A 22,691-nucleotide genomic window follows, 5' to 3' on the forward strand; every position below is an offset into this window, starting at 1 on the left:
GGGATCGGCCCAAGGGGGAGGGAAGTGAGGGAGGGTTGGGGGTATGGCGAAGGCCGGGAACCAATCCCGAACCGATCGAACCGGATAAACCGATCAACAGATTGGGGGTGGTTCCCGGCCTTCAGGAAACTACAGCGGGGTGGCTACTTCTTCTTGCCCTTTTCCCAGCCGATGGTGGTCCAGTCCGGAACGTTGGAGAGGCTCTTGAACAGGGACGGGCCGTAGTTGGCCAGGCCCGTGTGAACGAACTGGATCTCCGGGCCGTTCAGCAGAGTACCCATGGAGAAGTACTTAGCCATGTGCTTCTTCTCTACCTCCATGGCGGCCTTGTTGCGCTCTTTATCATCGGCGATGGTTGCCAGGCGCTTGATTTCGGCGTCCAGCTCAGCATCGCCGAGCTGGTTTTCATTGGTGGTTGACTCGTAGAACTGCTTGACTCCGCTGGTAGCGTCGGCGCCAACCGTGTAGCCCGAAATCGTCAGGTCAAATTCCCGCGACCCCAGAACCTTTTGGAAGTCGGCGTCACCGCGCTGGTCGACGGCGACATCCATGCCCGCCGCCTGAAGCTGCTTCTGCAGGGTCTGTGTGACGGCCGCCCTTGTGGGATCTTCTCCAAAGTAGGTCACCTTGAAGGAAACCGGGACGCCGTCTTTAGCCATGATGCCCTTGTCATTGGCGGTGTAACCGGCATCGGTGAGGACCTTCTTGGCAGCATCAGGGTCCGAGTCCTTCACGGGGTAGTTGTCCTGGTAGTACTCGGAGAACGGCATGAGCATCATGGAGCCCGAGCTTTCCTCGGACCAGTTCAGGCCGTTGAATTGGACATCGCGGAGGGCTTTACGGTTCACGGCCGTGAATATCGCCTTGCGGACGGCGACATCCGCAAGGGCTGGCCGCTGGGCATTGATGTTGAGGCCACCGGCGAACAGACGCTGGCCACGACGGACTTCGGCGTCCTTCGTTCCTTCAAGCTGCTTGTAGCGGCCCAGGGAGCGAGCGTCCGTAGCGTCAATCTCACCGTTCTTGAAGGCGGCGATGGTTGCGCTTGGTTCCATCTGCCTCCACACGATCCTGTCGAGAACGGGCTTCTGGCCCCACCACTTGTCGTTGGGCACCATGCTGACGGTCTTCGCCGTAGAGTCGTACTTCTCCACCTTGAACGGACCGGCCATCCATTCCGGGTGCATGTTTCCGGCAAAGCCGTTGTTGAAGATTTCGGCGGTATTTACAGCCGGGTGGATCAGGCCGAAGAAGAGGTCTTCCAGCGGGTAGACCGGCTGCGTGGTGGTGACGATGACTTCCTTGTCATTGGCGCCGGCCTTGACCGAGTCAACAAATGGGTAAGACCCGGGGTTGACGATGTCAATCGCCTTGTCTTCACCGCGGGACATCTTCCACGTGTTCTCGAAGGTCCTGACATCGATGGGCGTTCCATCGTTCCACGTAGCTTTGTCGTTGATCTTGATGGTGATGGTCTGCTTGCCGTCTTTGATTTCGCTCTTGACGTCTTCGCAGAAGTCTTTGTTGGGCTCGGCCTTGCCGTCGAAGTCGAGCTTCCAGCAGCCGCCGATGCCGCCACTGCTCATGCCTGCCGGATTGACTGGAGTCAGCAAAGCTGCGGTCGCGGCGCTGTTTCCGACGTTGGAACTGTTGTTAAAGTCCGGTCCGAGGTCCACGGTCGGCAAAGTGACCGTGCCGCCTTGGTCCAGGTCCTTGGTTTCCTTGGCATTGATGCTGATCAGCTTGCTGATGTCACCGCCCGCTGCTTCAGCCTTCTGGGAGGCCGGACCCGACGGCGTTCCCCCGCCGCCGCATGCGGTCAGCATCAGCGCTGCTGCAACAGCTGCGCCGCCGATCGTCGTGTACTTCTTCATGGTTTGCCCTTCATGTTGTACGACTGAAAATTCATGTGCGAGTGAGACCAAAAACTTACTGGATGCGTCAAATGTCGTCAGGCATGCACCACCAGCATGTCGGCATCTATTTCTCCGTCCGGGTAGAAGCATGCGAAGTCCTGTGCACCTTCAGAAGCCAGTGGCGGCTCCAGAGTAAGGCACTTCTCCTGCTTCCCTGCGGGAAGCGCGGCGAACACCGGGCAACGTGTAGCGAAGTTACATCCCTTGGGTGCGTCAAGCGGACTGGGCAGGTCGCCTTGCAGGATGATGCGCTCGCGGGTGCGTTCCAGGTTCGGGTCCGGAACAGGGATAGCGGAGAGCAGGGCCCGGGTGTAGGGGTGGCGCGGGTTGTCGAAGACATCGTCCACGTCCCCGGTCTCCACGATCTTGCCCAGGTACATGACGGCCACGCGGTCCGAGATGTGCCGGACCACAGAAAGGTCGTGGGCCACCATGAGGTAGCTCAGGCCCAGTTCGGCACGGAGCTTGTCCAACAGGTTGATCACGCCAGCCTGCACTGAAACGTCCAAAGCAGAGACCGGCTCGTCCAGGACCACCAGCTTGGGATTGACCGCGAGCGCCCTGGCAATGCCGATGCGCTGCCTTTGGCCGCCGGAGAACTGGTTGGGGAAGCGGTTCACGTGGTCCGGCTGCAGGCCCACCAGCTTCATGAGCTCCATGATGCGTTTCCTGATGGCGGCCTTGGGCATCCCCAGGTTTTCCAGGGGCTCGGCCAGGACTTCGTAAACCGTGAAGCGCGGATCCAGGGCGCCCGTGGGGTCCTGGAACACCATCTGCATTTCCTTGCGCATTGCCATCTTGGTTTTGTGGTCGGTGGCTACCTTGTTGCTGACGCCTCCAATGACCACCTCGCCCACCTGGTCCGGGTGGAACTCCATGATTTCAAGCAAAGTGGTGGTCTTACCGCAGCCGGACTCGCCCACGATCGAGACGCACTCGCCCTCGCGGATGTCAAAGCTCAGCCCGTCCACGGCCTTGACCGTGCCAATGCGCTTCTTGATGAGTGCACCCTTGAGCAGCGGGAAGTGCTTCTTCACGTCCTTGAGTTCCAGGACCTTTGCGCGCTCAAGGCGCGCGACGCCGTCGAACTTTGAAACGGGCTTGGGCGGTGCCTGGAAGATCTTGTGCGCATCGGCGTCGCCGGAAAGTTCATCGGCCTTGATGCACGCTGCCTTGTGTCCAAGTGTCTGCCCCTGCACACCCGGTACCGCGAGCAGCTCCGGTTCGCCGTGCAGGCAGGCGTCGCTGACCATCGGGCAGCGGGCCGCGAAGGAGCATCCGATGACGGGCAGCGCCAGGTTGGGCGGCGTCCCTTCGATGGGCACCAGCGATTGCTTGTCCGAGGAGTCCACGCGTGGCACGGCTCCCAGCAGGCCCAGGGTGTAGGGCATTCGCGGGTTGTAGTAGATGTCCTCCACGGTGCCGGTTTCCACGGGCTTGCCCGCGTACATCACCATGATGTCGTCCGCCATGCCGGCCACGACGCCGAGGTCGTGCGTGATCATGACGACGGCGGCGCCGGTTTCCTCTTGCGCCGTGTGCAGGACTTCGAGCACCTGCGCCTGGATGGTGACGTCCAACGCCGTCGTGGGTTCATCTGCGATGAGGACGCGGGGGTCGTTGGCAATCGCGATGGCGATCATGACGCGCTGGCGCATGCCGCCGGAAAACTCGTGCGGGAACGCCTTTAGCCGGTCCTTCGGGCTCGGGATGCCCACCATCCGCAAGAGGTCGACGGCGCGGGCTTCTTTTGCCTGCTTGGTCATGGTGGGGTTGTGGACCGTGAGCGCCTCGATGATCTGGTGGCCCACCGTGTAGACGGGGGTCAGCGAGGACAGCGGGTCCTGGAAAACCATGGCGATGTCGCTGCCGCGGTGCTTGCACATGGCCTTATCGCTCAGGCCCAGCAGTTCCTTGCCCTTGTAACGGACGGAACCGGTGATGTCCGCGGTTTCGGGGAGGAGCCCCATGATGGCCATGGACGTGACGGACTTGCCAGAGCCGGACTCACCCACGATGCCAAGGGTTTTGCCGGGCATGAGGTCGAAGTCCACGCCGCGTACCGCGTGGACCACCCCGTTCTCCGAGTTGAAGCGGACGTTGAGGTCGCGGACGCTGAGGACGGCGTCACCCGGAGCGTACAGTCCGGCATCGCGGAGGCGTTCGGCGGGAGTGGTGTTGGTGCTCATTTGTTGATCTTCTTCGCAGTCTGGGGCTTGGTCCGCTTGGCCCGTCCGATGGAACTGGAGCTGGGGTCGAAGGCGTCACGGAGACCGTCGTTCATCATGGCCAGCGAGCCTGTCAGCAGGAACATGACGGTCAACGGAACCCAGAACATCCAGGGGAACGACGAGACCTGGCCCGTGGCCTGGCCGATCAGGACACCGAGGCTGACGTCAGGAAGCTTGATGCCGATACCGATGAACGAAAACGCCACTTCGGCCAGGATCGCACCCGTGATGCCGCGGGTGAAGTCGAGCACCAGCAGCGAGCCGATGTTCGGAACCAAGTGCCGCCACACGATGCGTCGCGAGGGGACGCCCATGTACCTGGCCGCCTTGACGTAGTCGCGTTGCATGAGCGACATGGACAGCGAGCGCACCAGGCGGGCTGTGCCCATCCAGCTGAAGAAGAGCAGGACGATCACCAGCAGAAGCCAGCTGGGGAGGTTCTTGAGTCCTCCGCTGCCACTGGTCGCCACGGCTACCACCAGGATGGCGGGCATCATGATGAGCGCTTCCAGGATGAACAGCATGGTGGCATCGACCTTGCCGCCGAAGAACGCCATGGTGCATCCGTACACGGCGGAGATCAGGACGGAAAGGCCGCCAACAATCAGGCCAATGAGGATGGAGGTCCTGGTGCCATCAACGATCAGCGCCATGAGGTCGATGCCGGCCTGCGTCGTGCCGAGCAGGTGGTCCGGGGACGGCGGCATCCCGATGTTGAACGGATCCAGGGTTTCCTTGTCCCACGGGGTCAGGAACCCGCCAAAAATGGAAAACAGGAACAGTGCCAGAAAAATGAACAAACCTGCGACGGCGGTCCGGTTCCGCATGAACCGGCGGAAAATGATGCGGGATTTCCCAATGACGACGTCCTGGTCGGCAACCCGGGACTCGTCGATTTCCGCGATGGGATCGATGATGTTCGTCATTACTGGACCCTCACTCGTGGATCAACCAGCGTTGTGGCGAAGTCGGCCAGGATAGCCCCGATCGCGAAGATCACCGAGCCGTAAGCCAACGTGGCTGTAGCTACGTTCACGTCCTGCAGCCCGATGGACTGGATGCTCCATAAACCAATGCCGGGCCAGGCGAAGATGGCTTCGGCGAAGAAGCCGCCGGTGAAGATCGCCGGGATGGTGAACGCGATGCTCTGCGCCACGGGAATGAAGGAGACACGCAGGGCGTGGCGGGTGATGGCCTGGTTACGGGTGAGGCCTTTGGCGCGGGCGGTGCGGACGAAGTCGGCGTTGACGTTGTCCAGCAGGTATTGCCGCTGGGCGATCTGGTAGCCGGCCCAACCGAAGATGGTCATCGCGAAGGTGGGCACGGCGTAGTGGGCCACAAGGTCAACGAAAGCGGGCCAACCGGGGTCGATTCCCGGCGTCGAAATTCCCGTCACGAAGAAGATGCGCTGCCCAACGGTTTCGTTGATGCTGATGGCACCAAGCTGGACCAGGAAGTAGGCGATGGGCGCCGGGAGAATGTGGACCAGGTAGCTGTAGGACGTGATGACACGGTCCTGGAATTTGTACTGGCGTGCTGCGGAGTAGACGCCAAGTGCGACGCCGATGATCAGCGTCAGGATGATCGAGGCAATGAAGAGCCGGGTGGAAACCAGCACGCGATCCGCGAATTCGGCGTTAACGTATGCGCCGTTCGGGCTTCGTCCCCAGTCCCACCTGGTGACGATGCCGCCAAGCCATTCGACGTAGCGTTCCCACGCATTCTTGTCGGGGTCAAGGCCGAGACCCCTGAAGGATGCTGCCACCTGTTCGGGGGTGGGCCGCGGAATCTTTTCCTGCTCGAGGACCGCTGGTTTAAGCGACGAGACGGCCAGGAAGTAGCCGGCGCTTGTGGTCAGGAAGATCATGATCAGGTAGATTCCCGACCGCTTCATCAGATATTTCAGCATGTCGGGTTGCTGCCCCGAATCGTGGCAAAACTCAAAGCTCGTCCTTCCGCGGTTCCCGGCTGTGGCCGGCGTCAGCTACGAATTGGCGTAGTGGTTTGTTGAGCCCCCCACACCCCTTCAGTGATCACCAGCCATGTATGGCATGCGTCACATTCAAGAGGAAACTACCACAATAACTGCTTCACGTTTTGCTTCGGCGGGGCCAGTTTCCCGCCTGCTGCCAGATTGTTATGTACAGGCTGCGTCACGAATTGGACCGTTAGTGTTTCTTTGCGGCGCCGCGATGCCGGCTACAAGGCAGGGCGCATTAGGCAGGGCGCATTAGGCAGGGCGCATTAGGCGGGGCGCATTAGGCGGGGCGCATTAGGCGGGGCGCATTAGGCGGGGCGCATCAAGCGGGCAACGACATCGCGCCACGAATCGGTGAGCCGCTTGGGGGAAATGCCACGCACCCGCACGTCATCGACAATTCGCTCAGGGTCCAAGGCATAGGTCAGGGACATGGCCATGACCCAGGGGTCGGCGATACCGGCTTCGCGCAGCAGGACCTCCATATGCCGATGCGAGAGCTTCGTCGCGGGGACGTCGAACCTGTTCCGGGTGGCAGCACCAGCCGCCTTCAGAAGTTCGCCGTTTTCGAGAACGAAGTAGATGCGGCCCTCACCGAATGCGGTCAGTCGCTCCGCTGGCGAGGCTCCGGGGCCCAAGGGAGGCGGCCCGAACATGAAAGCCCGCTGGAAGTCGGACTCCGCATCGCTCAGCAGGGTCATCATGAGGCCCGCACGACTGCCGAAGCGGCGGAAGACCGTCCCTTTGCCAACCTTCGCCTTGCACGCCAGGGCATCCATGGTTAATGCCTCAGCCCCGAACTCGTCCACCAACTCGCGTGCAGCACAGAGAAGCCGCTCACGGTTCCGCGCGGCATCGCTGCGCTCATGCGGTGAACCGAGAGGCAGGTCCGGCTGGAGGGGGACGAAGCTCACAAGAAATATTCTAGACCCGGGAATAGAAAGCGGACTGCGGTCCGTTTAGTATCGATGAAGGCACCAACGCTTACATCGCTTCCCAAAGGAGACACCATGTCCAAGAGCACCGTTCTTACCCTCGTCGGCAGCCTCCGCGCCGATTCCCACAACAAGAAGCTCGCCGAGGCCATCCAGCTGAACGCCCCGGAGAACGTGGACGTCCAGATCCATGACTCCCTGGGCAATATCCCCTTCTACAACGAAGACATCGACGTCGAAGGCCAGGTCCCCGCCGAAGCCGCCGCCCTGCGCGCAGCGGCAGCCGACGCCGACACCATCCTGCTGGTCACCCCCGAGCACAACGGCACCGTTCCCGCTTCCCTGAAGAACGCCATTGACTGGCTGTCCCGCCCGTTCGGCGCCGGCGCCCTCTCCGGCAAGCCGACCGCCGTCGTCGGAACCGCTTTTGGCCAGTACGGTGGCGTGTGGGCGCAGGACGAGGCCCGCAAGGCTGTCGGCATCGCCGGTGCCAAGGTCCTCGAAGACGTCAAGCTCGCCGTGCCGGGTTCCATGATCCGCTTCGCGGAACTCCACCCCAAGGACGACGCCGAGATCGTTGAGCAGATCAAGGGCATCTTCGAGCCCCTGACAGCTGCCCAGGACGAAGAAGCAGCCGCTTAGTCTTTCCGCTTTCAATGCCCCCGTGCCGCAGCTTGTGGCGTGGGGGCATTTGCGTACCTGGCCACCTGCCCATGACCCGGCAGGCGTGATCAACTCTTGTCCGAACCGTCACCGTTACGGCATGTTGCGGTCCGGCCTGCGGCCCTAACGTTGGATGTACAGGTGGACGGACAGGAGCGCGGGGCTGTCATGCATGCCGGACGGGGACTCAAAGGTACGACGACGATCGCGGCTGCCTGCGTGGTGTTGGCCCTGTGGGTGGCTGGCTGCACTACGGGTCCCGGCACCCTCGCTCAGCAAAGCGCCGAGCCGCTGCCCACAGTTTCCGTGACACCACCTCCCCGGCCGGTCAGTCCTACGGCCCCTGCCTCGCCGGGCCCGTCATTTTCGTCGGTGCCCGCCATGCCTTCAGTTGCCATCCCATCACCCTCGCTAGCTCCGGTCAGCCCGGTCACCGCCACTCCCCCGTCACCCACTCCTGCCGCCAACACTCCCGCGCCGGCCGCGACCGGGCCGGGCTCCGCCGTCGCGCCTTCCACCGACCCGGCGACCCCGCTGCCGGTCCCCCTCCCCTCGAACCGCGCCGCCCGGGTGCCGGACGACGCCGACGCTGCCGGTCCCGCGGTCTACTACGTTGCAATAAACGACGGCGGCGCCCGCGGCGTGCGGTTCGGCTGCAACGACAGCCTGGTTCCGGTGCGTGGAGCAACCATCCCCGGCGACCCGCTGTCCGTGGCGCTGGGACGGCTGCTTGAAGGGGGCCTGCCCGTGGACGGTGACGCAGCCCTGTACGACGCACTCGCTGGCTCATCGCTGCATTTCCTGTCCGGCTATATGAGCGGCTCAACCGTCGTGGTGAACCTCAGCGGATCGCTGCGGCCCGGAGGTGTCTGCGACGTGCCCCGCATCCAGGCGCAACTGACACACACCGCCGTCGCGGCCAGCGGGGCTTCGCGAGCTGAGATCTATGTGAACGGCAGGACACTCACGGAGGCGCTGAGCGTGCGCTAGCCAGTGGCGATTGCCAACACCCGGCGGAGTGCCCATGCCACCCGCAGAAGGGCCAGGACGGAGGCAAACGCCAGGACGAACACCACCGCTTCCGGAATCCACAGCCCCGTGGGCCCATCACCCTCAAGGACGACGGTGACCAGCGCACCAACCACCAACAGGCCCAGTCCGGGAATGGCGAAAAGGAACACTTCACCAATCTGGCGACGATGAAGGGGTGAGAGCCTCTCGAGGGGCAGCTCCCGTTGCCCCGGGGCGGACTTCTTGCCAAGCACGTTGATCAGCATGGAAACACTGGTGAGCGTCAGGCCCGCCGTCGCACCCGCCAAGGTGGCCAGGGTTTGGAACAGTGCCCGGCGCGCACCGGCGTCGACATCTTCCAGCATCAGCGGGTGAGCCGCGATCAGGGCTACGCCCAACCACAGCGACACCGCCCCGGCCGCCCAAAGATAGTCGGCCATGGGATGCAACAGAAACCATCGCCAGGCGGTTCGCCGAGGACCGGTTGACTCCACCTCAACCCCGAACAAGCTCATGGCCGGCACCGCCCGCCTTTTCCTCGGCGTCCGGGCTTTCGGCGTCGGGGCTTTCGACGTCGGGGCTTTCGACGTCGGGGCTTTCGACGTCGGGGCTTTCGACGTCGGCGAGGGCAGCCCGCATCGCGGACAGGCCCCCACTGACAAGGTCAGGGACGAGGCCTGCGTCCGCCGGCCCTTTGAGGGCAGGCAACGTCCTTGCGAAGAACGGCTCGTTGTCCCGTGCCTGCTTGTTGAGGATGGCAATGGCTTCCGCAACCGACTTTTGGGGATCGTTGAACACATCCGGGTCCACCTCGACATGCGAGATGAACCTTTCCTTCAAGAGGTCCACCACTTCCCGGTCTCCCGTCAGCGAATCCTTGCCCTCGGCCACCACATAATCGAAGTGCTCCACTGATCCAGCCCTGCGGAAGAGGTCGATCAGTTGCTGAATGCGGTCGCGGATCCTCTGCTTATCCTCAGCCTTGCCTGACCTGCCGACGCTCAGGGAAATCCGGAACGTGCCCTCATTCATGAGGCGCGAGGCGCTGTCCAGCACGTCAGCCCATTCACCTTCCATGAGCTTTCCGGACAACCGTTCCGCGGGAAGGGCAAACTCGAACCGGCTCACCTCAAGCCGGGCAAGGATTTCCTCGATATCCTCCCTGACCACCGGAACAAGGCCGGGTTCCAACCCCAGCATGCCCTCCAGGTACTCGGCCATCCGGGCCGCCCGTGGACCGTTGCCACTGGTCAGGACCGCGATGACATTCCGTTTGAGGAATGCGAAATATGTGGTCTCCAAAAGGTGGTCGCCAGGTGCCAGGGGAAGCGGTTTGCGGCGCCCCAGCACGTCACCCACGCTCGGCAGGTTGGTGTCGCGGACCCGGTCCAGGAGAAGGACGGGATGGGGTGCCATCGACGCCGCCTGGGCAAGCAACACCGTGCCATCCGCACTGGTGAAGTGCCTGTCAGTCCCGGCGTCCTGGGCATTCTTCAAGACCTCGGCAACCCGCCGGGCGGGAAACGGCCGGTTGAGCTCGTCACCATTCAGTTGCTCGATCCGCCAGAACTGCACGCTGCGTCGCGTCATGGACCCTCCCCTCGTCCTCCACGGAACCAAAGCTACCGGCGAGGACCGACATTAAAGCCAGGGGCCGCCGTCGTGCCCCAACTGCCCTACCGGAACTACAGGCTGTACTTGGGGCCCTCCGCGAACAACGCGTCCATTTGGTCGTGGCTGCGCGTCCCTGCCAGGCCGGCCCAGTTTCCGTCACCCAGAATTTCCGTGGCGACCTTGGCCACCTTGGCGTACGCCGCCTTGGCGGTGTTGCCGCCAATACTGACACGGCGGACGCCGGCGTCGTGCAATTCCAAAGGCGACGGCGCCCCGACCCCGGCCAGCGCGTTGAGGGGCGCCGCAATGCGGCTGGACAGCTGGTGGAGGACGTGCAGATCCACGACGCCGGGGACGAAAATTCCGTCTGCCCCGGCAGTCAGGTAGGACTCGGCGCGGCGCAGGGTTTCCTCGTAGGCGGCCTCGTTGAAACGCCCCGAAAGGTAAGTGTCAGTGCGGGCATTGATGAACAAAGGGATGGCACGGTCGTCCGCCGTTGCACGGATTAATGCAATGCGACGGGACTGCTCGTTGATGTCCGTGAGCGGCTCGGCACTGGAGTCTTCAATGTTGATGCCCACAGCCCCTGCATCCAAAACGGCGTGGACCGTTGCCCGGAGCTCGTCATCGGTACGTCCATAGCCTGTCTCTATATCCGCCGTCACGGGCAGAGTGGTGGCCGCAACTACCCGGCCGACGGCTGCCATCGCCAGCCCCCACGGCACGTGGTCGCCGTCCCGATATCCCAAACTCCAGGAGACTGCCGAGCTTGAGGTGGCAATGGCCGCAGCGCCGGCTTCCTGGACCACGCGGGCGGAAGCCGCGTCCCACACGTTCACCAACACCAAGGGCTCGGGGCCCGCGTCGTGGAGCTTGTGGAAGTGTTCGGCTTTGGTCACGGATGCCCGATGTGCTGTCATAGCTACATTCCAGCCCCTCGCGTCCGCGTCGTAAAGCGCGACCGTCAAAATGGCACGGCAGGCGAAAACAAATGTTGCCTAATTAGCAACCTCGAGGAGTATCCTTTCACTGTGACCCACGAAACATTGGATGCCGGCGCAACACTGCCCGCTGAAGCCATCGACGCCATTGAGCGGGCCGCCACGGCCGCCCACCCGCACGAGGAACTGTTCTCCGCGCGGGCCGCCAACATCAAGCAGTCCGCAGTCCGCGATGTCTTCGACATCTCGATGAGGCCCGGGCTTGTGTCCCTTGCAGGCGGCAACCCGTACCTGCAATCGCTGCCCTTGGAGCAGCTTGGACAGACCGCCGCCCGCATCATCGCAGAAGAAGGCATGACCGCCCTGCAGTACGGTGGCGGCCAGGGTACCGAGGAACTGCGCGCGCAAATCTGCGAGATCATGGCAGCTGAAGGCATCACTGATGCACTACCCGAGAACGTGGTAATCACTGCGGGCTCCCAGTCCGCCCAGGACGTCGCCACCAAGGTCTTCTGCAACCCCGGCGATGTCGTCCTGGTTGAGAACCCCACCTACGTTGGCGCGCTGAACACCTTCGAGGCGTACCAGGTGCAGGTGGAACCGATCGAAATGGACGACGACGGCCTGGTACCGGAGCTTCTGGAGGCCAGGATCGCGGCGCTCCAGGCAGAGGGCAAGAACATCAAGTTCCTCTACACGATCCCCAACTTCAACAACCCCTCCGGGATCACGCTGGCAGAAGCACGCAGGCAGCGCATCGTCGATATATGCCGCAGTTCGAATATTATCGTTCTTGAGGACAACCCCTATGGACTGCTGCGGTTCGACGGCCATCCGATTGCGCCGATGCGCGCAGCCAACCCCGACGACGTCATCTACTTGGGCTCATTCTCCAAGATCTTCGCCCCGGGCCTGCGTATCGGTTGGGCGCTGGTACCCGCGCACCTTCAACGCCGCTTCTACCTCGCCTCCGAGGCTGTAACACTGTGCCCACCGCCGTTGAACCAGATGCTCGTCTCGGCCTACCTCCGGGACTACGACTGGAAAGGCCAAATCGACACGTACCGGTCGTTGTACGCAGAACGCTGCGAGGCCCTGCTGTCGGCGCTGGACACCTACATGCCGTCCGGACTCTCATGGACGCGGCCCGACGGCGGGTTCTTCGTTTGGGTCACCCTGCCCGACGGCGTGGACACCTTCCCGCTGCTGGGCAAAGCGATCGACGCCGGCGTTGTCTTCATCCCCGGCGCAGCCTTCTCACCCGCCGACGGACCATCCAACAAGCTTCGGCTCGCCTTCAGCGCCGTGCCCCCGGATACGATAGCCGAAGGCGTCCGCCGCCTGGCCCCCGTCCTGGCGGAAGCCATCGAAGCCACCACTGAAGGAGCAGCACAATGACCGGAGTTGTGATTGTAGGAGTAGACGGCAGCGAAACGGCAATGAGGGCGGCCCAGGCGGCCCAGCAATTGGCCATCGGCTTGGGGGCGAGCCTGCGCGTCGTGAGCGCCTTCGACAGCAACCGGACAGAAGTTGTGGAGATCGGCACCGACAGGTGGATCGTTTCCGACGCCGCCGAAGCTGAGGCTGTAGCCCGCGACGTAGCAGAGCGGCTCAAGGACGAACGCCTTGAAGTGACTTATTCAGCCGCCCGCGGCAAGCCGGGCGAGGCACTCGTCAAGGAAGCCGAGATGCAGGACGCCCGGTTGATCGTCGTCGGAAACCGTCGCATGCAGGGCTTGGGCCGGGTGCTGGGAAGCGTCGCCAACACCGTCGCCCACACGGCGCCCTGCGATGTCTACATCGCCAAGACTGACCAGCCGTAAGCGAGCTGGATCACGCCGCCGGGTGGGGAGCCTCACCCGGCGTTTGGCGTTTTTCGGCCCGGCTGCTGACTGAACCGTTATAAAATCGAGATGCCCCCAATGGCGCGTGCCACCTTCACTTCTCGATTTTCAGGGGATTTTTCTTGCTTACCTTGCAGCCGCGCCAACGCGTGGGACATGACATCCTGCTTGCCCGCCACGGCAACAACATCAGCACCATGCGCTTCGACCGCGCCAACGACCGCATCATCGCGATGCTGGACGACGGCTCCTGGGACAGCGCGCCCAACATGATCTCGCCCAGCCTGGAAATGCCGGAGACCATTCGCAGCGTTTTCCGCAAGGACTGGCGCTTCCTGTCTGTGGCATGCGTGGCCATGCTCACCGTCGCCGCCGTCGCCATGGGCATCAGCGTGGAAATGGCGAACCACATGTCCACTACGGAACTCCAGGCCTTGCTGGTCAACTACCCGGCGTTCTAGCGGATTCCTGCGCCCTCGGCCGACTGCGACGGCGTGTTGCCGCCAGTTTCGCCGCTGGCGGGCGTGGGATCGACGGCGTTGACGGCGTGGCTGGTGATGGCGTCGTCGGCAATGGCATCGCTGGTGATGGCGTCGTCGAAGTCCAGTGCCAGCTGATTCCCGCCCTTGACGCGGCGGAGCACGAGCACCGCCACTCCCACGGCAAGCCACGCCGCGCCCAGCAGATACGTGAACCAGGCAAGCGATGTCCACAGCCAGGCAATGGAGGCGAACCCCAGCAGCGGCAGCACCAAATTCCGCAGGATCCCCACGCCTCCCCGCTTCCGCAGCTCAAAGAACAGCACCTTGATGGTTGCCAGGTTCACCACTGCGAAAGCAATCAGTGCCCCGAAGTTGATCATGAACACGGCCTGCTCCAACGTGATGAAGAGGGCAACCAGCGAGACGGCCGAAACCGCCAAAGCAGCAACATACGGAGTGCGGAAACGCGGCTGGAGCCGGGCAAGGACGGAGGGCAGGATCCGGTCCCTTCCCATGGCATAGATGACACGGGAGACGCTCATCTGGGCCGCAGTTCCACACAGGACCAGGCCGCCGAGATTCACCACCACGAACACCACCATCAGCACATCTCCGCCGGCAGCCTGCATGAGTTCCGTTCCCGCGGCATCCAGGTTCTGAATCGTCCGCCACTCCGGTGCGATAAGGCTGCCGGCCACGGAAAACAGAGTGTAGCCCAGGCCAGCGAAGAGCGTGGAGAGGATGATACCCCGAGGAATATCCCTTCTGGGGTTCCGGGCTTCTTCAGACAAAGTGGACACGCCATCGAAGCCGAGGAAGGCAAAAGCCACAATTGCGGCTGCCGCCATAACCGGCGCTATCCCGCCGTCGCCAAGGCTAAGGGGGCGAACCACGCTTTCCAGCGATAGCTTCGGCGCGTTCAGGATCGCCAGGACAACGAAGACCAGGATCACCGCAACGGACGCGGACACCACCACGAAGTTCATCCTCTTGATCCAGCCGACTCCGATCACGCTAAAGAGGCCCACCGCCAGAAGGCAGAACAGGACGGCGAGCTGAGGGGGTATGCCGGGCAACAGGCTGTTGAGGTAGAGGCCGAATAGCAGGAAATTCACCATTGGCAGAAACAGGTAATCCAGCATCATCGCCCAACCCACCAAGAACCCCACAGGGTGGCCAAAAGCCCGCGAAGCGTACGCGTACGCCCCTCCGGTGACGGGGACGTGACGGGCCATCTGGCCGTAACTATGGGCCGTGAACAACATGGCCACCAACGCCGCGAGGTACGCTGCGGGCAAGTGCCCGTCGCTGATCTCGGTTCCGGCCCCGTAAACCGCCACGACCGACAGTATCCCCATGGACGTCAGGCCAAAGGCCACCAAAGATGGCAGCCCCAGGACACGCTTGAGGGTCGGTCCCCCGGAGGACCCTTCCGCTGCAGGCTTAGGTTTGGTGTTCATGGCGCTCTCCTCGATGCGATCCGCGTCACATAAATGAATGTTGTTCATTAGAGTAGGCGCCCAGCCTCGACTTGTACAGGTTTTGGTATGCCAAATCTTACGGAGAGAGTGAAAACGGGAGCAGCCACGGCCATCACGCGCGGAAATCTGCCGGTTTTGACTGCCAACGTGTTTATTTGGGAGCTTTCGGTATACCATCATGGATTCAACCGACAGGAGTCCCATGAACACACTTTCTCTTCAATCGGAGTCGCCTGCCCGTTCCACCGGCGGTCCCCTCCTGGCCACGCCGGGGTTTGTCGACGCACACATTCACCCCGACAAAACTGCCTGGGGATCGGGCTGGTTATCCCGTCAACCGGCGAACGATCTGGCAACCCTGATCCGCAATGACCTGCAAGCACAGCTTGCTGCCGGGGACAGCGTGGAGGAACGCGCCTTCGCCTTGATGCGGCAAGCCGTACTCAACGGGACAATGGCCATGCGGGCTCACGTTGACGTCGGTTCGCAGATTGGCCTGAAGAACATCCATGGCGTCAGGGCAGCAGCGGACCGGCTGTCGTCAGTCCTGGATGTACAGATCGTCGCGTTCCCTCAGTTCGGTTTGCTGAGCAATCCCGGCACTGTGGAACTCATGGAGGCTTCGCTGGGAGAAGGGGCCGACATAGTAGGCGGCATCGACCCGGAATCACTCGACGGCGACGTCCACGGTCATCTGGATGCTGTCTTCGGCCTGGCGGGAAGGCACAGCAGGGACGTGGACATCCACCTGCACGACACAGGAGCTGCAGGTTTGGCCCAGCTGCGGCTCATTGCACAGCGGACCATGGCGGAGGGCATGCAGGGTCAAGTCACGGTGGGGCACGCCTTTGCCCTCTGCGACAGCAACCAGCCGGAGCTCGGGGCTACCTTGGATGTGATGGCTGAGGCCGGAATGTGGATGGCGACGTGCGCCCTCGGGGCCGACCCCGTGCCTGTCCTTGATGTGCTGGAGCACCATGGCGTCAGGGTTGCGCTCGGGTCGGACGGAATACGGGATGCGTGGTCACCGTTTGGCACGGGCAGCATGGTGGACCGGATGCATCTGCTGGGCTACCGGACAGGAGCCTTGACCGACTCCGATTTGGAGCGGTGCTTCCGGCTTGCCACCACGTCCGGGGCGGAGCTGTTGGATACGCCTGCCATCAAGGAATTTACCGGAACCGGATCCGCAGACCGACTCGAGTTCCCTGCAGAATCCATCCCCGAATTGGTTGTTGACCGGCCTTCTCCGCTGGCCGTCATCAGGAACGGCAAGGCGGTGACCCGGGAGTCGGTCGACTAAAGCATCAACCCACGCAACAGCCACCACAGGCCCGCAATAACAACGGCACCAAACAGAGAACCCACAACTACCTGCGCCAACGTGTGCGCACGCAACACCAAACGGGACCACCCCACTGCCGGTACCAGCAGGAGAAGCGGCAGCCACGCTGGTCCGAACATCAGGATGGCGATAACGACCGCGGCCGACAAGGCTGAGGCGTGCCCGCTCATCTTCCAAAAAGCGCTGACTACCGCCAAAACTGCGATGCCGCCGATCAGTGAAATGATCATCACGGAAACACTGGCCGGACCGTTCAGGAGCTGGAGCACTACCAGGCCCGCAACGACTGATACCAAGGCCATCAGCAGCAGGGCAGGTCGTTGACGCCGGTCGCTGACGTGGTGGTCGGTGATCCGGCCCAGCTTGACCATCACCAGAACATAGGCCAGCGGCAGGACACACACAAAGAAAGCCCCGAGCAGGCCAAACCATATGGTCCCGGGGAAGCCGGGCTCCACCGCTGGACTGATCAACAGAAGTACCAGGACAACGACCGGGGGTTGGAAGACTTCCGTCAGCACCCGTGCCACGGTCCGCCACGGTCCCGCCACCAGCTGGGGATGAACGTGGTCGGGCTCGCCGCCAGTGGTCGTGGCCGTGCGGGTAGCCGTTTCAGGCACACTGTTCCGATCAGTCAAGCAGCAGCGCCGGTTCTTCCAGGATGGCGGCGACATCTGCCATGAAACGAGCCGACAGGTCGCCGTCCACCACCCGGTGGTCGAAGGATCCGCCAAGCGTCGTGATCCAGCGCGGAATCACTTCGCCGTCCAGGACCCATGGCTTCTGCTTGATGGTTCCGAACGCGATGATTGCCACTTCGCCCGGGTTGATGATCGGAGTGCCGGTATCAATGCCCAGGGCGCCGATGTTGGTGACCGTCAGGCTTCCGCCCTGCATCTCCGCTGGTTGGGTCTTTCCCGCACGCGCCTTGGTGGCCAACTCGTTCAGCGCCAGCGCCAGCTCCTTGAGGGAGAGGTCCTGGGCATCTTTGATGTTGGGAACCATGAGCCCGCGCGGCGTCGCAGCAGCGATGCCGAGGTTCATGAAGTGCTTGACATGGATCTCAGCACCACCCTTGCCGTCAGCGTTCTCCACCCACGTGGCATTCACGCTGGGGTTGCGCGCGGCGGCCCAGATGACAGCCTTGGCCAGGATGAGCAGTGGAGACACCTTGATGCCTTCAAAGTCGCGCGAAACCTTGAGCCTCTTGACGAACTCCATGGTGCGGCTGGCATCCACATCCACGAAAATGCTCACGTGGGGTGCCGAGAACGCTGAATCCACCATGGCTTTGGCGGTGGCCTTGCGCACGCCCTTGACGGCCACACGTTCTATGCGCTGGTCCTGCGGTTTCTTCGATGCGCCCCAGAACGAATCGGCCTGATCGTGCTCGGCATCGCGTTGCGCCTGATAGCTCACCAGATCCTCACGGGTCACTTCTCCGCGTTGTCCGGTTGCGACGACATCAGCGAGGTCAATACCAAGATCACGCGCGAACTTACGGACAGGCGGCTTCGCCAGAACCCTGCTGACCAAGCCGCTGATGGTTCCGCCGATGGCCGCACCCCGCGAGGCGGCGGGCTGGGAAACGGCCGGTTGGGAGGCAGGCGTCTGCGGCGCCGAAGATGCCGGCACCTGCGTGACAGGTTCGACGGCGGCGCGTGCCGGCGTCGTGCGGTGCGCGACCGGTGCTTCGGCTGCTTTGGCGGCCAGCAGTGCCTGGTTGTCCTGAACGGTACCTTCCGCGTTCTCGGCAACCGTTACGGCCGGAACCACGGACCCTGCCGGGCGTTTGCGCGCACGACGTTTGACGGCGTCGGCCTTGGGCCCGGACCCTACCAACGGTCCGCCCGCGAGCCCTGAGTCGGAACTGTCGTCCGCCACAAGCTTTCCGTACGTGGGCGTGAAAACTTCCTCGGCGGCGGGGGCCTGGGCAACCGCTACCGCATCGGTCGGCTGCCCCTGGGGCGCAGCGCCGTCAAGGGTGGCATCATCCGTTCCAGCGCCTTCCGAGACAGCGATGATCGCAGTCCCGACCTCCACAGTGATGCCTTCCTCCACCAACAACTCAGTGACGGTACCGGCGAAGGGCGAAGGGAGTTCCACCAAGGACTTGGCGGTTTCGATCTCGCACAGGACATCGTTGATCGCGACGGTGTCGCCGGGCTTGACCTTCCAGGCCACGACCTCGGCCTCGGTCAGGCCTTCACCGACGTCCGGCAGGTTGAATTTCTTTACAGTCACAGTGGTCCTCGATTTCCGGTTACCCAGCGGCGAGCCGGGCTGGATCAGGGCGGTTTAGTAAGCCAGGGAGCGGTCGAGCGCTTCGAGGATCTTGTCGATGTCCGGCAAGTAATCCTCTTCCACCTTGGCAACGGGATACGGCATGTGGAATCCGCCGACCCGGATCACCGGGGCTTCGAGGTGCAGGAAGGCACGTTCGCCGATCCGCGCAGCGATCTCCCCGCCGATGCCTCCAAAGGTGGGCGCCTCGTGGGCAACAATCAGGCGCCCGGTCTTCTTGACCGAAGCTTCGATGGTGTCAAAGTCCAGGGGCGAAATGGAACGCAGATCGATAACTTCCACGCTTCGACCGTCCTCCAAGGCGGCGTTGGCAGCTGCGAGGGCAACAGGAACCAACGGTCCGTAGGCCACGATCGTGGCGTCGGTTCCTTCACGAACCACGTGCGCCTTGAAGGGATCCTCGGACAGGCCGGCGTTCTCCACGTCCACCTCGCCCTTGAGCCAGTAGCGGCGCTTGGGTTCAAAGAAGATCACCGGGTCTTGGCATTCGATGGCTTTCTGGATCATCCAGTAGGCGTCGTGGGCGTTGGACGGCGAAATGATCCGCAGACCGGCGGTGTGGGCGAACAGTGCCTCCGGAGACTCGGAGTGGTGTTCAATCGAGCCGATGCCACCGCCGTACGGAATGCGGATAACGACGGGAACGGTGAGCTTGCCCAAGCTGCGGGAATGGATCTTGGCCAGCTGGGTGGTGATCTGGTTGAAGGCCGGATAAACGAACCCGTCAAACTGGATCTCGCAGACCGGGGAGTAGCCGCGGAGCGCCAAGCCGATGGCGGTGCCGACGATGCCGGACTCGGCCAGGGGGGTATCCAGGACACGATCATCGCCGAATTCCTTGATGAGACCGTCGGTCACGCGGTAGACGCCGCCCAAATGCCCGATGTCCTCGCCCATCAGAAGCGATTTCGGATTCTTAGTCAGCGACGCCCGGAGGCCCTCGTTGATGGCCTTCGCAATGGTCATGGTAGCCATCAGTTAGCTGTCTCCTCATCGCTTTCGAAGCCTGCCGAGTATTCCTCGAACCAGGCAAGTTCTTCCGCAATCAGCGGGTGCTGCTCCGCATAGACGTTGGCAAAGGCTTCACGGATGTCTGGTACTTCCAAGCCGTGGGTGGTGCTGCGGACGTACTTGGCCAGCTCGTCGCCGTCGGCGTCCACTTGGTCAAAGAATGCTTCGTCCGCGAGGCCCTCGGCACGCAGGTACTTTTCCAGGCGCTCCAGCGGATCCTTCTCACGCCAGGCCGCTTCTTCCGCGGCTTCCCGGTACTTGGTGGGGTCGTCTGCGGTGGTGTGCGCTCCCACCCGGTAGGTGTAGGCCTCGATCAGCACGGGGCCGCGTCCTTCGCGGGCGTGCTCAAGTGCCCACTCGGTGACGGCATGGACGGCGATGACGTCGTTGCCGTCCACCCGGATGCCCGGGAAGCCGTATCCCTTGGCGCGGTTGGCCAGGGGCACCTTGGTCTGGACCTCCGTGGGCACGGAGATTGCCCAATGGTTGTTCTGGCAGAAGAAGACCACGGGAGCGTTATAGGACGCAGCAAAGACCATGGACTCATGGACGTCACCCTCGGAACTGGCGCCATCCCCGAAGTAGGCGATCACGGCTGCTTTGGAATCGGTGGAGTCCTGCGCAGCCGCGAGCTTCTGGTCCCGCTGGATACCCATGGCGTACCCCACTGCATGAAGCGTTTGCGCGGCCAAGACCAGGGTGTAGAGGTGGAAGTTGTTCTCCCGCGGATCCCAGCCACCGTTCGACACACCGCGGAATTGCTTAAGCACTTCGGCAAGATCCACGTTTCGGACCAGCGCGACGCCGTGCTCGCGGTAGGTCGGGAAGATGTAATCCTGCGCCTGGCTTGCGTGGCCGGACCCAATCTGCGCGGCTTCCTGGCCCGTCAATGGAACCCACAGGGCAAGTTCGCCCTGGCGCTGAAGTGCGGTGGCCTCCTGGTCGAAACGCCGGATTCTAGCCATGTCCGTGTAGAAAACGCGAAGTTTCTCAGGATCAATTCGCTTGGCGTAGTCGGAGAAAACCGGGTCAGTGCCGAGCTTTCCGTCGGGCCCGAGCAACTGAACCATTTCGACTGGTTCGCCTGGCGCGGCCGCTGCCGCGGTGGTTGCCGCGAGAGTTTCTTCCGTCCCGGGGGGCACTTGTGTCGAGCCCATTCCGTCTCCTTGCTTGCCGTTGGCGGGGCGCCAGGCAATGTCTGTCGCTGGGATATATGCCCGTTCCGGAATGCATTCCGGAACGGGCATACTTTTGGCTTTCGTCCCTTACTTTATCCGCAGTAAGTAACGGAGGCGCATTTGTTAACCGCTAGGAACCGTGGGGCGCCTTTGTATAACTCGCACAGAGATTCAGGAATCGGGTATTGGCCTCAACCTCGCCAATGCTTACCCGGACACCTTCATTGGCAAAGGCTCGGACCGACAGTGCCTGTTCCGCCGCCAACGCCGCAAAATCAGCACTATTCTCGCCGAGATTCAGCCAAACGAAGTTGCCTTGGGCTTCAGGCACGAACCAGCCAAGTTCCTTCAGCCCGGCAGAAACGCGGTCGCGCTCCTCTACAAGGCTTTGTACCCTTTCCACAACCTGGTCGAAATGCTCGATCGACGTCACGGCTGCGCGTTCCGCGATTTGCGAAACAGCGAAAGGAGTCGCGGTAACCCTGAGGTGCTGGGTCAGCGAGGGACCTGAAACGCTGTATCCCACACGCAATCCAGCCAAACCGTGCGCTTTGGAGAAGGTCCTCAGCACTACGACATTCGGGTATTTCCGGTACAGCTTGATTCCGTCCACCGCATCACCGTTGCGGACGAACTCCTGGTAGGCCTCATCGATCACCACCACCACGTTTGAGGGAACGGATTGAATGAAACGCTCCGTTTCCTCTGCGGTGAGAATCGGCCCAGTGGGGTTGTTCGGAGTACAAAGCAGGATGACTTTTGTGCGCACTGTAACCGCCGAAGCCATGGTGTCGAGATCGTGCCGACCATCTGCCAGCAACGGTATCTGGACACTGGCGGCGCCGGCGAGACCTACGCAAATGGGGTAGGCCTCAAAGGAACGCCACGCGTAGATGACTTCGTCCGGCTTCCCGTCGTCGTTTTGTCCGGCAAAGGTGGCGAGGATCTGGTTCAGTGCGCCAAGGCTGCCCGCACCCGTGACAACATCGTCAGCGGGGACGTCAAGGAATCCGGCCAGGGCGTTACGGAGCTTTGTGGCCAGCGGATCCGGGTAGCGGTTGATATCGGACTGGTCGGCAATGGCCTGCAACACTGCAGGAATCGGCGGCAGCGGGTTTTCGTTGGACGACAATTTGTAGCTGGTGAGGCCCTCAATCGGGGCTGGTGGTTTACCTGCCGCGTATTTAGGGAGCCTGTCTACGACCGGACGAGGGATTACGCCCTCCGGTGCGTTGTCAGTAGTAGTCATGGCCTCAAGCCTACTTGCCCAACCGTGGGAGATGCCGAGCCCTTTAACAGGTCCGTGTGAAAGCATAGGGCCATGGGTTCTTTCATCATTCGCGTCCTGATCAACGGGCTCGCCCTCTGGGTAGCCACGTGGTTGTTGGATGGCATGGACATCACCACCAACGCCACCGAGAAGGCCGCCACGAACGCCGGACTGACCCAAGGGGCAGACACAGCAGGCATCGTCTTGGCGTATTTGTTCATCGGACTGATATTCGGTGTGGTGAACGCCTTTGTCCGGCCCCTGGTGAGGCTCCTGTCCCTCCCTGTGACCATCCTGACACTTGGCCTGTTCACCATCGTCATCAATGCCGCGATGCTGTACCTGACGGCTTGGCTTAGCAGCTTCACCCCAGTACACCTCACCCTTGACTCCTTCTTCTGGACCGCCATTCTGGCCTCAATCATCATCAGCATCATTTCCATGGTGGCCGGGCTCATCCCTGGAGCCCGGAAACGCTAAATGCAGG

General features: G+C 62.5%; 21 protein-coding genes. 7 read left to right on the forward strand and 14 right to left on the reverse strand.

The genetic code is table 11. From position 1 onward, the window contains the following. Positions 1-143: 143 nt before the first annotated feature. The 5 genes from QRM57_RS11615 to QRM57_RS11635 form a co-directional block, all read right to left on the reverse strand. The gene (locus tag QRM57_RS11615) at positions 144-1,874 is read right to left on the reverse strand and encodes an ABC transporter family substrate-binding protein (protein WP_284986710.1); all 1,731 of its coding nucleotides are present in this window, start codon (positions 1,872-1,874) and stop codon (positions 144-146) included. Positions 1,875-1,951: 77 nt separating this feature from the next. Then, positions 1,952-4,105, reverse strand: coding sequence for an ABC transporter ATP-binding protein (locus QRM57_RS11620; protein WP_284986711.1), 2,154 nt, complete (start codon positions 4,103-4,105; stop codon positions 1,952-1,954). Then, positions 4,102-5,073: an ABC transporter permease gene (locus QRM57_RS11625; protein WP_211710745.1), complete on the reverse strand. Its 972-nt coding sequence runs from the start codon at positions 5,071-5,073 to the stop codon at positions 4,102-4,104. Before QRM57_RS11625 ends, QRM57_RS11620 begins: the two co-directional genes overlap by 4 nt. After that, positions 5,073-6,056, reverse strand: coding sequence for an ABC transporter permease (locus QRM57_RS11630; protein ID WP_257370756.1), 984 nt, complete (start codon positions 6,054-6,056; stop codon positions 5,073-5,075). Before QRM57_RS11630 ends, QRM57_RS11625 begins: the two co-directional genes overlap by 1 nt. Before the next feature lie 377 nt (positions 6,057-6,433). Continuing rightward, on the reverse strand, positions 6,434-7,039 hold the full coding sequence (locus QRM57_RS11635) for a TetR/AcrR family transcriptional regulator (RefSeq protein WP_235521115.1): 606 nt from the start codon (positions 7,037-7,039) through the stop codon (positions 6,434-6,436). A 96-nt stretch (positions 7,040-7,135) separates the two neighbouring features. On the opposite strand from QRM57_RS11635, the gene QRM57_RS11640 reads away from it, so the two are divergent. After that, positions 7,136-7,702 carry an NAD(P)H-dependent oxidoreductase gene (locus tag QRM57_RS11640; RefSeq protein ID WP_235521117.1) on the forward strand — a complete coding sequence of 189 codons (567 nt, stop codon included), beginning with the start codon at positions 7,136-7,138 and terminating at the stop codon, positions 7,700-7,702. A gap of 162 nt (positions 7,703-7,864) precedes the next feature. Beyond that, on the forward strand, positions 7,865-8,713 hold the full coding sequence (locus QRM57_RS11645; protein ID WP_257370753.1) for a GerMN domain-containing protein: 849 nt from the start codon (positions 7,865-7,867) through the stop codon (positions 8,711-8,713). On the opposite strand, the gene QRM57_RS11650 is transcribed toward QRM57_RS11645, so the two are convergent. The 3 genes from QRM57_RS11650 to QRM57_RS11660 all read right to left on the reverse strand — a co-directional run bounded on the left by QRM57_RS11650 (position 8,710) and on the right by QRM57_RS11660 (position 11,268). Next, positions 8,710-9,174, reverse strand: coding sequence for a hypothetical protein (locus tag QRM57_RS11650; protein WP_257370752.1), 465 nt, complete (start codon positions 9,172-9,174; stop codon positions 8,710-8,712). The two genes, QRM57_RS11645 and QRM57_RS11650, sit on opposite strands and share 4 nt — an antisense overlap. Positions 9,175-9,229: 55 nt before the next feature. Further along, positions 9,230-10,324 carry a hypothetical protein gene (locus tag QRM57_RS11655; protein ID WP_284986712.1) on the reverse strand — a complete coding sequence of 365 codons (1,095 nt, stop codon included), beginning with the start codon at positions 10,322-10,324 and terminating at the stop codon, positions 9,230-9,232. Between the two features lie 95 nt (positions 10,325-10,419). Beyond that, a complete protein-coding gene (locus QRM57_RS11660; protein WP_284986713.1) occupies positions 10,420-11,268 on the reverse strand; it encodes an isocitrate lyase/PEP mutase family protein in 849 nt (282 codons plus the stop codon). 111 nt (positions 11,269-11,379) lie between these two features. Between QRM57_RS11660 and QRM57_RS11665 the strand changes: the two genes are divergently transcribed. The 3 genes from QRM57_RS11665 to QRM57_RS11675 all read left to right on the forward strand — a co-directional run bounded on the left by QRM57_RS11665 (position 11,380) and on the right by QRM57_RS11675 (position 13,594). After that, complete coding sequence (locus QRM57_RS11665; protein ID WP_284986714.1) at positions 11,380-12,687, forward strand: aminotransferase-like domain-containing protein; 1,308 nt, start codon at positions 11,380-11,382, stop codon at positions 12,685-12,687. Then, entirely contained in the window at positions 12,684-13,112 is a 429-nt protein-coding gene (locus QRM57_RS11670; RefSeq protein WP_235521129.1) for a universal stress protein, read from the forward strand. The genes QRM57_RS11665 and QRM57_RS11670 overlap by 4 nt, the downstream gene beginning before the upstream one ends. A 170-nt stretch (positions 13,113-13,282) precedes the next feature. Continuing rightward, positions 13,283-13,594 (forward strand): hypothetical protein, encoded by a 312-nt coding sequence (locus QRM57_RS11675; protein ID WP_235521227.1) that lies wholly within the window; start codon positions 13,283-13,285, stop codon positions 13,592-13,594. On the opposite strand, the gene QRM57_RS11680 is transcribed toward QRM57_RS11675, so the two are convergent. Next, positions 13,591-15,075 carry an APC family permease gene (locus QRM57_RS11680; RefSeq protein WP_284986715.1) on the reverse strand — a complete coding sequence of 495 codons (1,485 nt, stop codon included), beginning with the start codon at positions 15,073-15,075 and terminating at the stop codon, positions 13,591-13,593. The genes QRM57_RS11675 and QRM57_RS11680 overlap by 4 nt on opposite strands. A 223-nt stretch (positions 15,076-15,298) precedes the next feature. Here QRM57_RS11680 and QRM57_RS11685 point away from each other — a divergent pair, with 223 nt between their 5' ends. Continuing rightward, complete coding sequence (locus tag QRM57_RS11685; RefSeq protein WP_284986716.1) at positions 15,299-16,399, forward strand: amidohydrolase; 1,101 nt, start codon at positions 15,299-15,301, stop codon at positions 16,397-16,399. Here the strand turns inward: QRM57_RS11685 and QRM57_RS11690 are convergent. From QRM57_RS11690 to QRM57_RS11710, 5 genes are all read right to left on the reverse strand, one after another. Next, complete coding sequence (locus QRM57_RS11690) at positions 16,396-16,992, reverse strand: phosphatase PAP2 family protein (RefSeq protein ID WP_284986769.1); 597 nt, start codon at positions 16,990-16,992, stop codon at positions 16,396-16,398. The two genes, QRM57_RS11685 and QRM57_RS11690, sit on opposite strands and share 4 nt — an antisense overlap. Positions 16,993-17,071: 79 nt before the next feature. Continuing rightward, positions 17,072-18,685: a dihydrolipoamide acetyltransferase family protein gene (locus QRM57_RS11695; protein WP_284986717.1), complete on the reverse strand. Its 1,614-nt coding sequence runs from the start codon at positions 18,683-18,685 to the stop codon at positions 17,072-17,074. Positions 18,686-18,739: 54 nt separating this feature from the next. Continuing rightward, entirely contained in the window at positions 18,740-19,720 is a 981-nt protein-coding gene (locus tag QRM57_RS11700; protein ID WP_284986718.1) for an alpha-ketoacid dehydrogenase subunit beta, read from the reverse strand. After that, a complete protein-coding gene (gene pdhA, locus QRM57_RS11705; RefSeq protein WP_284986719.1) occupies positions 19,720-20,913 on the reverse strand; it encodes a pyruvate dehydrogenase (acetyl-transferring) E1 component subunit alpha in 1,194 nt (397 codons plus the stop codon). Before pdhA ends, QRM57_RS11700 begins: the two co-directional genes overlap by 1 nt. Positions 20,914-21,064: 151 nt before the next feature. Continuing rightward, the gene (locus QRM57_RS11710; protein ID WP_284986720.1) at positions 21,065-22,183 is read right to left on the reverse strand and encodes a histidinol-phosphate transaminase; all 1,119 of its coding nucleotides are present in this window, start codon (positions 22,181-22,183) and stop codon (positions 21,065-21,067) included. 72 nt (positions 22,184-22,255) lie between these two features. Here QRM57_RS11710 and QRM57_RS11715 point away from each other — a divergent pair, with 72 nt between their 5' ends. Next, positions 22,256-22,684: a phage holin family protein gene (locus QRM57_RS11715; protein WP_257370741.1), complete on the forward strand. Its 429-nt coding sequence runs from the start codon at positions 22,256-22,258 to the stop codon at positions 22,682-22,684. Positions 22,685-22,691: the final 7 nt, after the last annotated feature.

Source organism: Arthrobacter sp. fls2-241-R2A-172 (genome assembly GCF_030208885.1).
Lineage (GTDB): Bacteria > Actinomycetota > Actinomycetes > Actinomycetales > Micrococcaceae > Arthrobacter.

Coding starts and splice junctions, on each gene's coding strand:
- QRM57_RS11715 (WP_257370741.1), top strand. CDS start 22,256: ATGGGTTCTTTCATCATTCGCGTCCTGATCAACGGGCTCGCCCTCTGG.
- QRM57_RS11630 (WP_257370756.1), bottom strand. CDS start 6,056: ATGCTGAAATATCTGATGAAGCGGTCGGGAATCTACCTGATCATGATC.
- pdhA (WP_284986719.1), bottom strand. CDS start 20,913: ATGGGCTCGACACAAGTGCCCCCCGGGACGGAAGAAACTCTCGCGGCA.
- QRM57_RS11680 (WP_284986715.1), bottom strand. CDS start 15,075: ATGAACACCAAACCTAAGCCTGCAGCGGAAGGGTCCTCCGGGGGACCG.
- QRM57_RS11620 (WP_284986711.1), bottom strand. CDS start 4,105: ATGAGCACCAACACCACTCCCGCCGAACGCCTCCGCGATGCCGGACTG.
- QRM57_RS11660 (WP_284986713.1), bottom strand. CDS start 11,268: ATGACAGCACATCGGGCATCCGTGACCAAAGCCGAACACTTCCACAAG.
- QRM57_RS11670 (WP_235521129.1), top strand. CDS start 12,684: ATGACCGGAGTTGTGATTGTAGGAGTAGACGGCAGCGAAACGGCAATG.
- QRM57_RS11655 (WP_284986712.1), bottom strand. CDS start 10,324: ATGACGCGACGCAGCGTGCAGTTCTGGCGGATCGAGCAACTGAATGGT.
- QRM57_RS11685 (WP_284986716.1), top strand. CDS start 15,299: ATGAACACACTTTCTCTTCAATCGGAGTCGCCTGCCCGTTCCACCGGC.
- QRM57_RS11625 (WP_211710745.1), bottom strand. CDS start 5,073: ATGACGAACATCATCGATCCCATCGCGGAAATCGACGAGTCCCGGGTT.
- QRM57_RS11640 (WP_235521117.1), top strand. CDS start 7,136: ATGTCCAAGAGCACCGTTCTTACCCTCGTCGGCAGCCTCCGCGCCGAT.
- QRM57_RS11615 (WP_284986710.1), bottom strand. CDS start 1,874: ATGAAGAAGTACACGACGATCGGCGGCGCAGCTGTTGCAGCAGCGCTG.
- QRM57_RS11710 (WP_284986720.1), bottom strand. CDS start 22,183: ATGACTACTACTGACAACGCACCGGAGGGCGTAATCCCTCGTCCGGTC.
- QRM57_RS11650 (WP_257370752.1), bottom strand. CDS start 9,174: ATGGCCGACTATCTTTGGGCGGCCGGGGCGGTGTCGCTGTGGTTGGGC.
- QRM57_RS11700 (WP_284986718.1), bottom strand. CDS start 19,720: ATGGCTACCATGACCATTGCGAAGGCCATCAACGAGGGCCTCCGGGCG.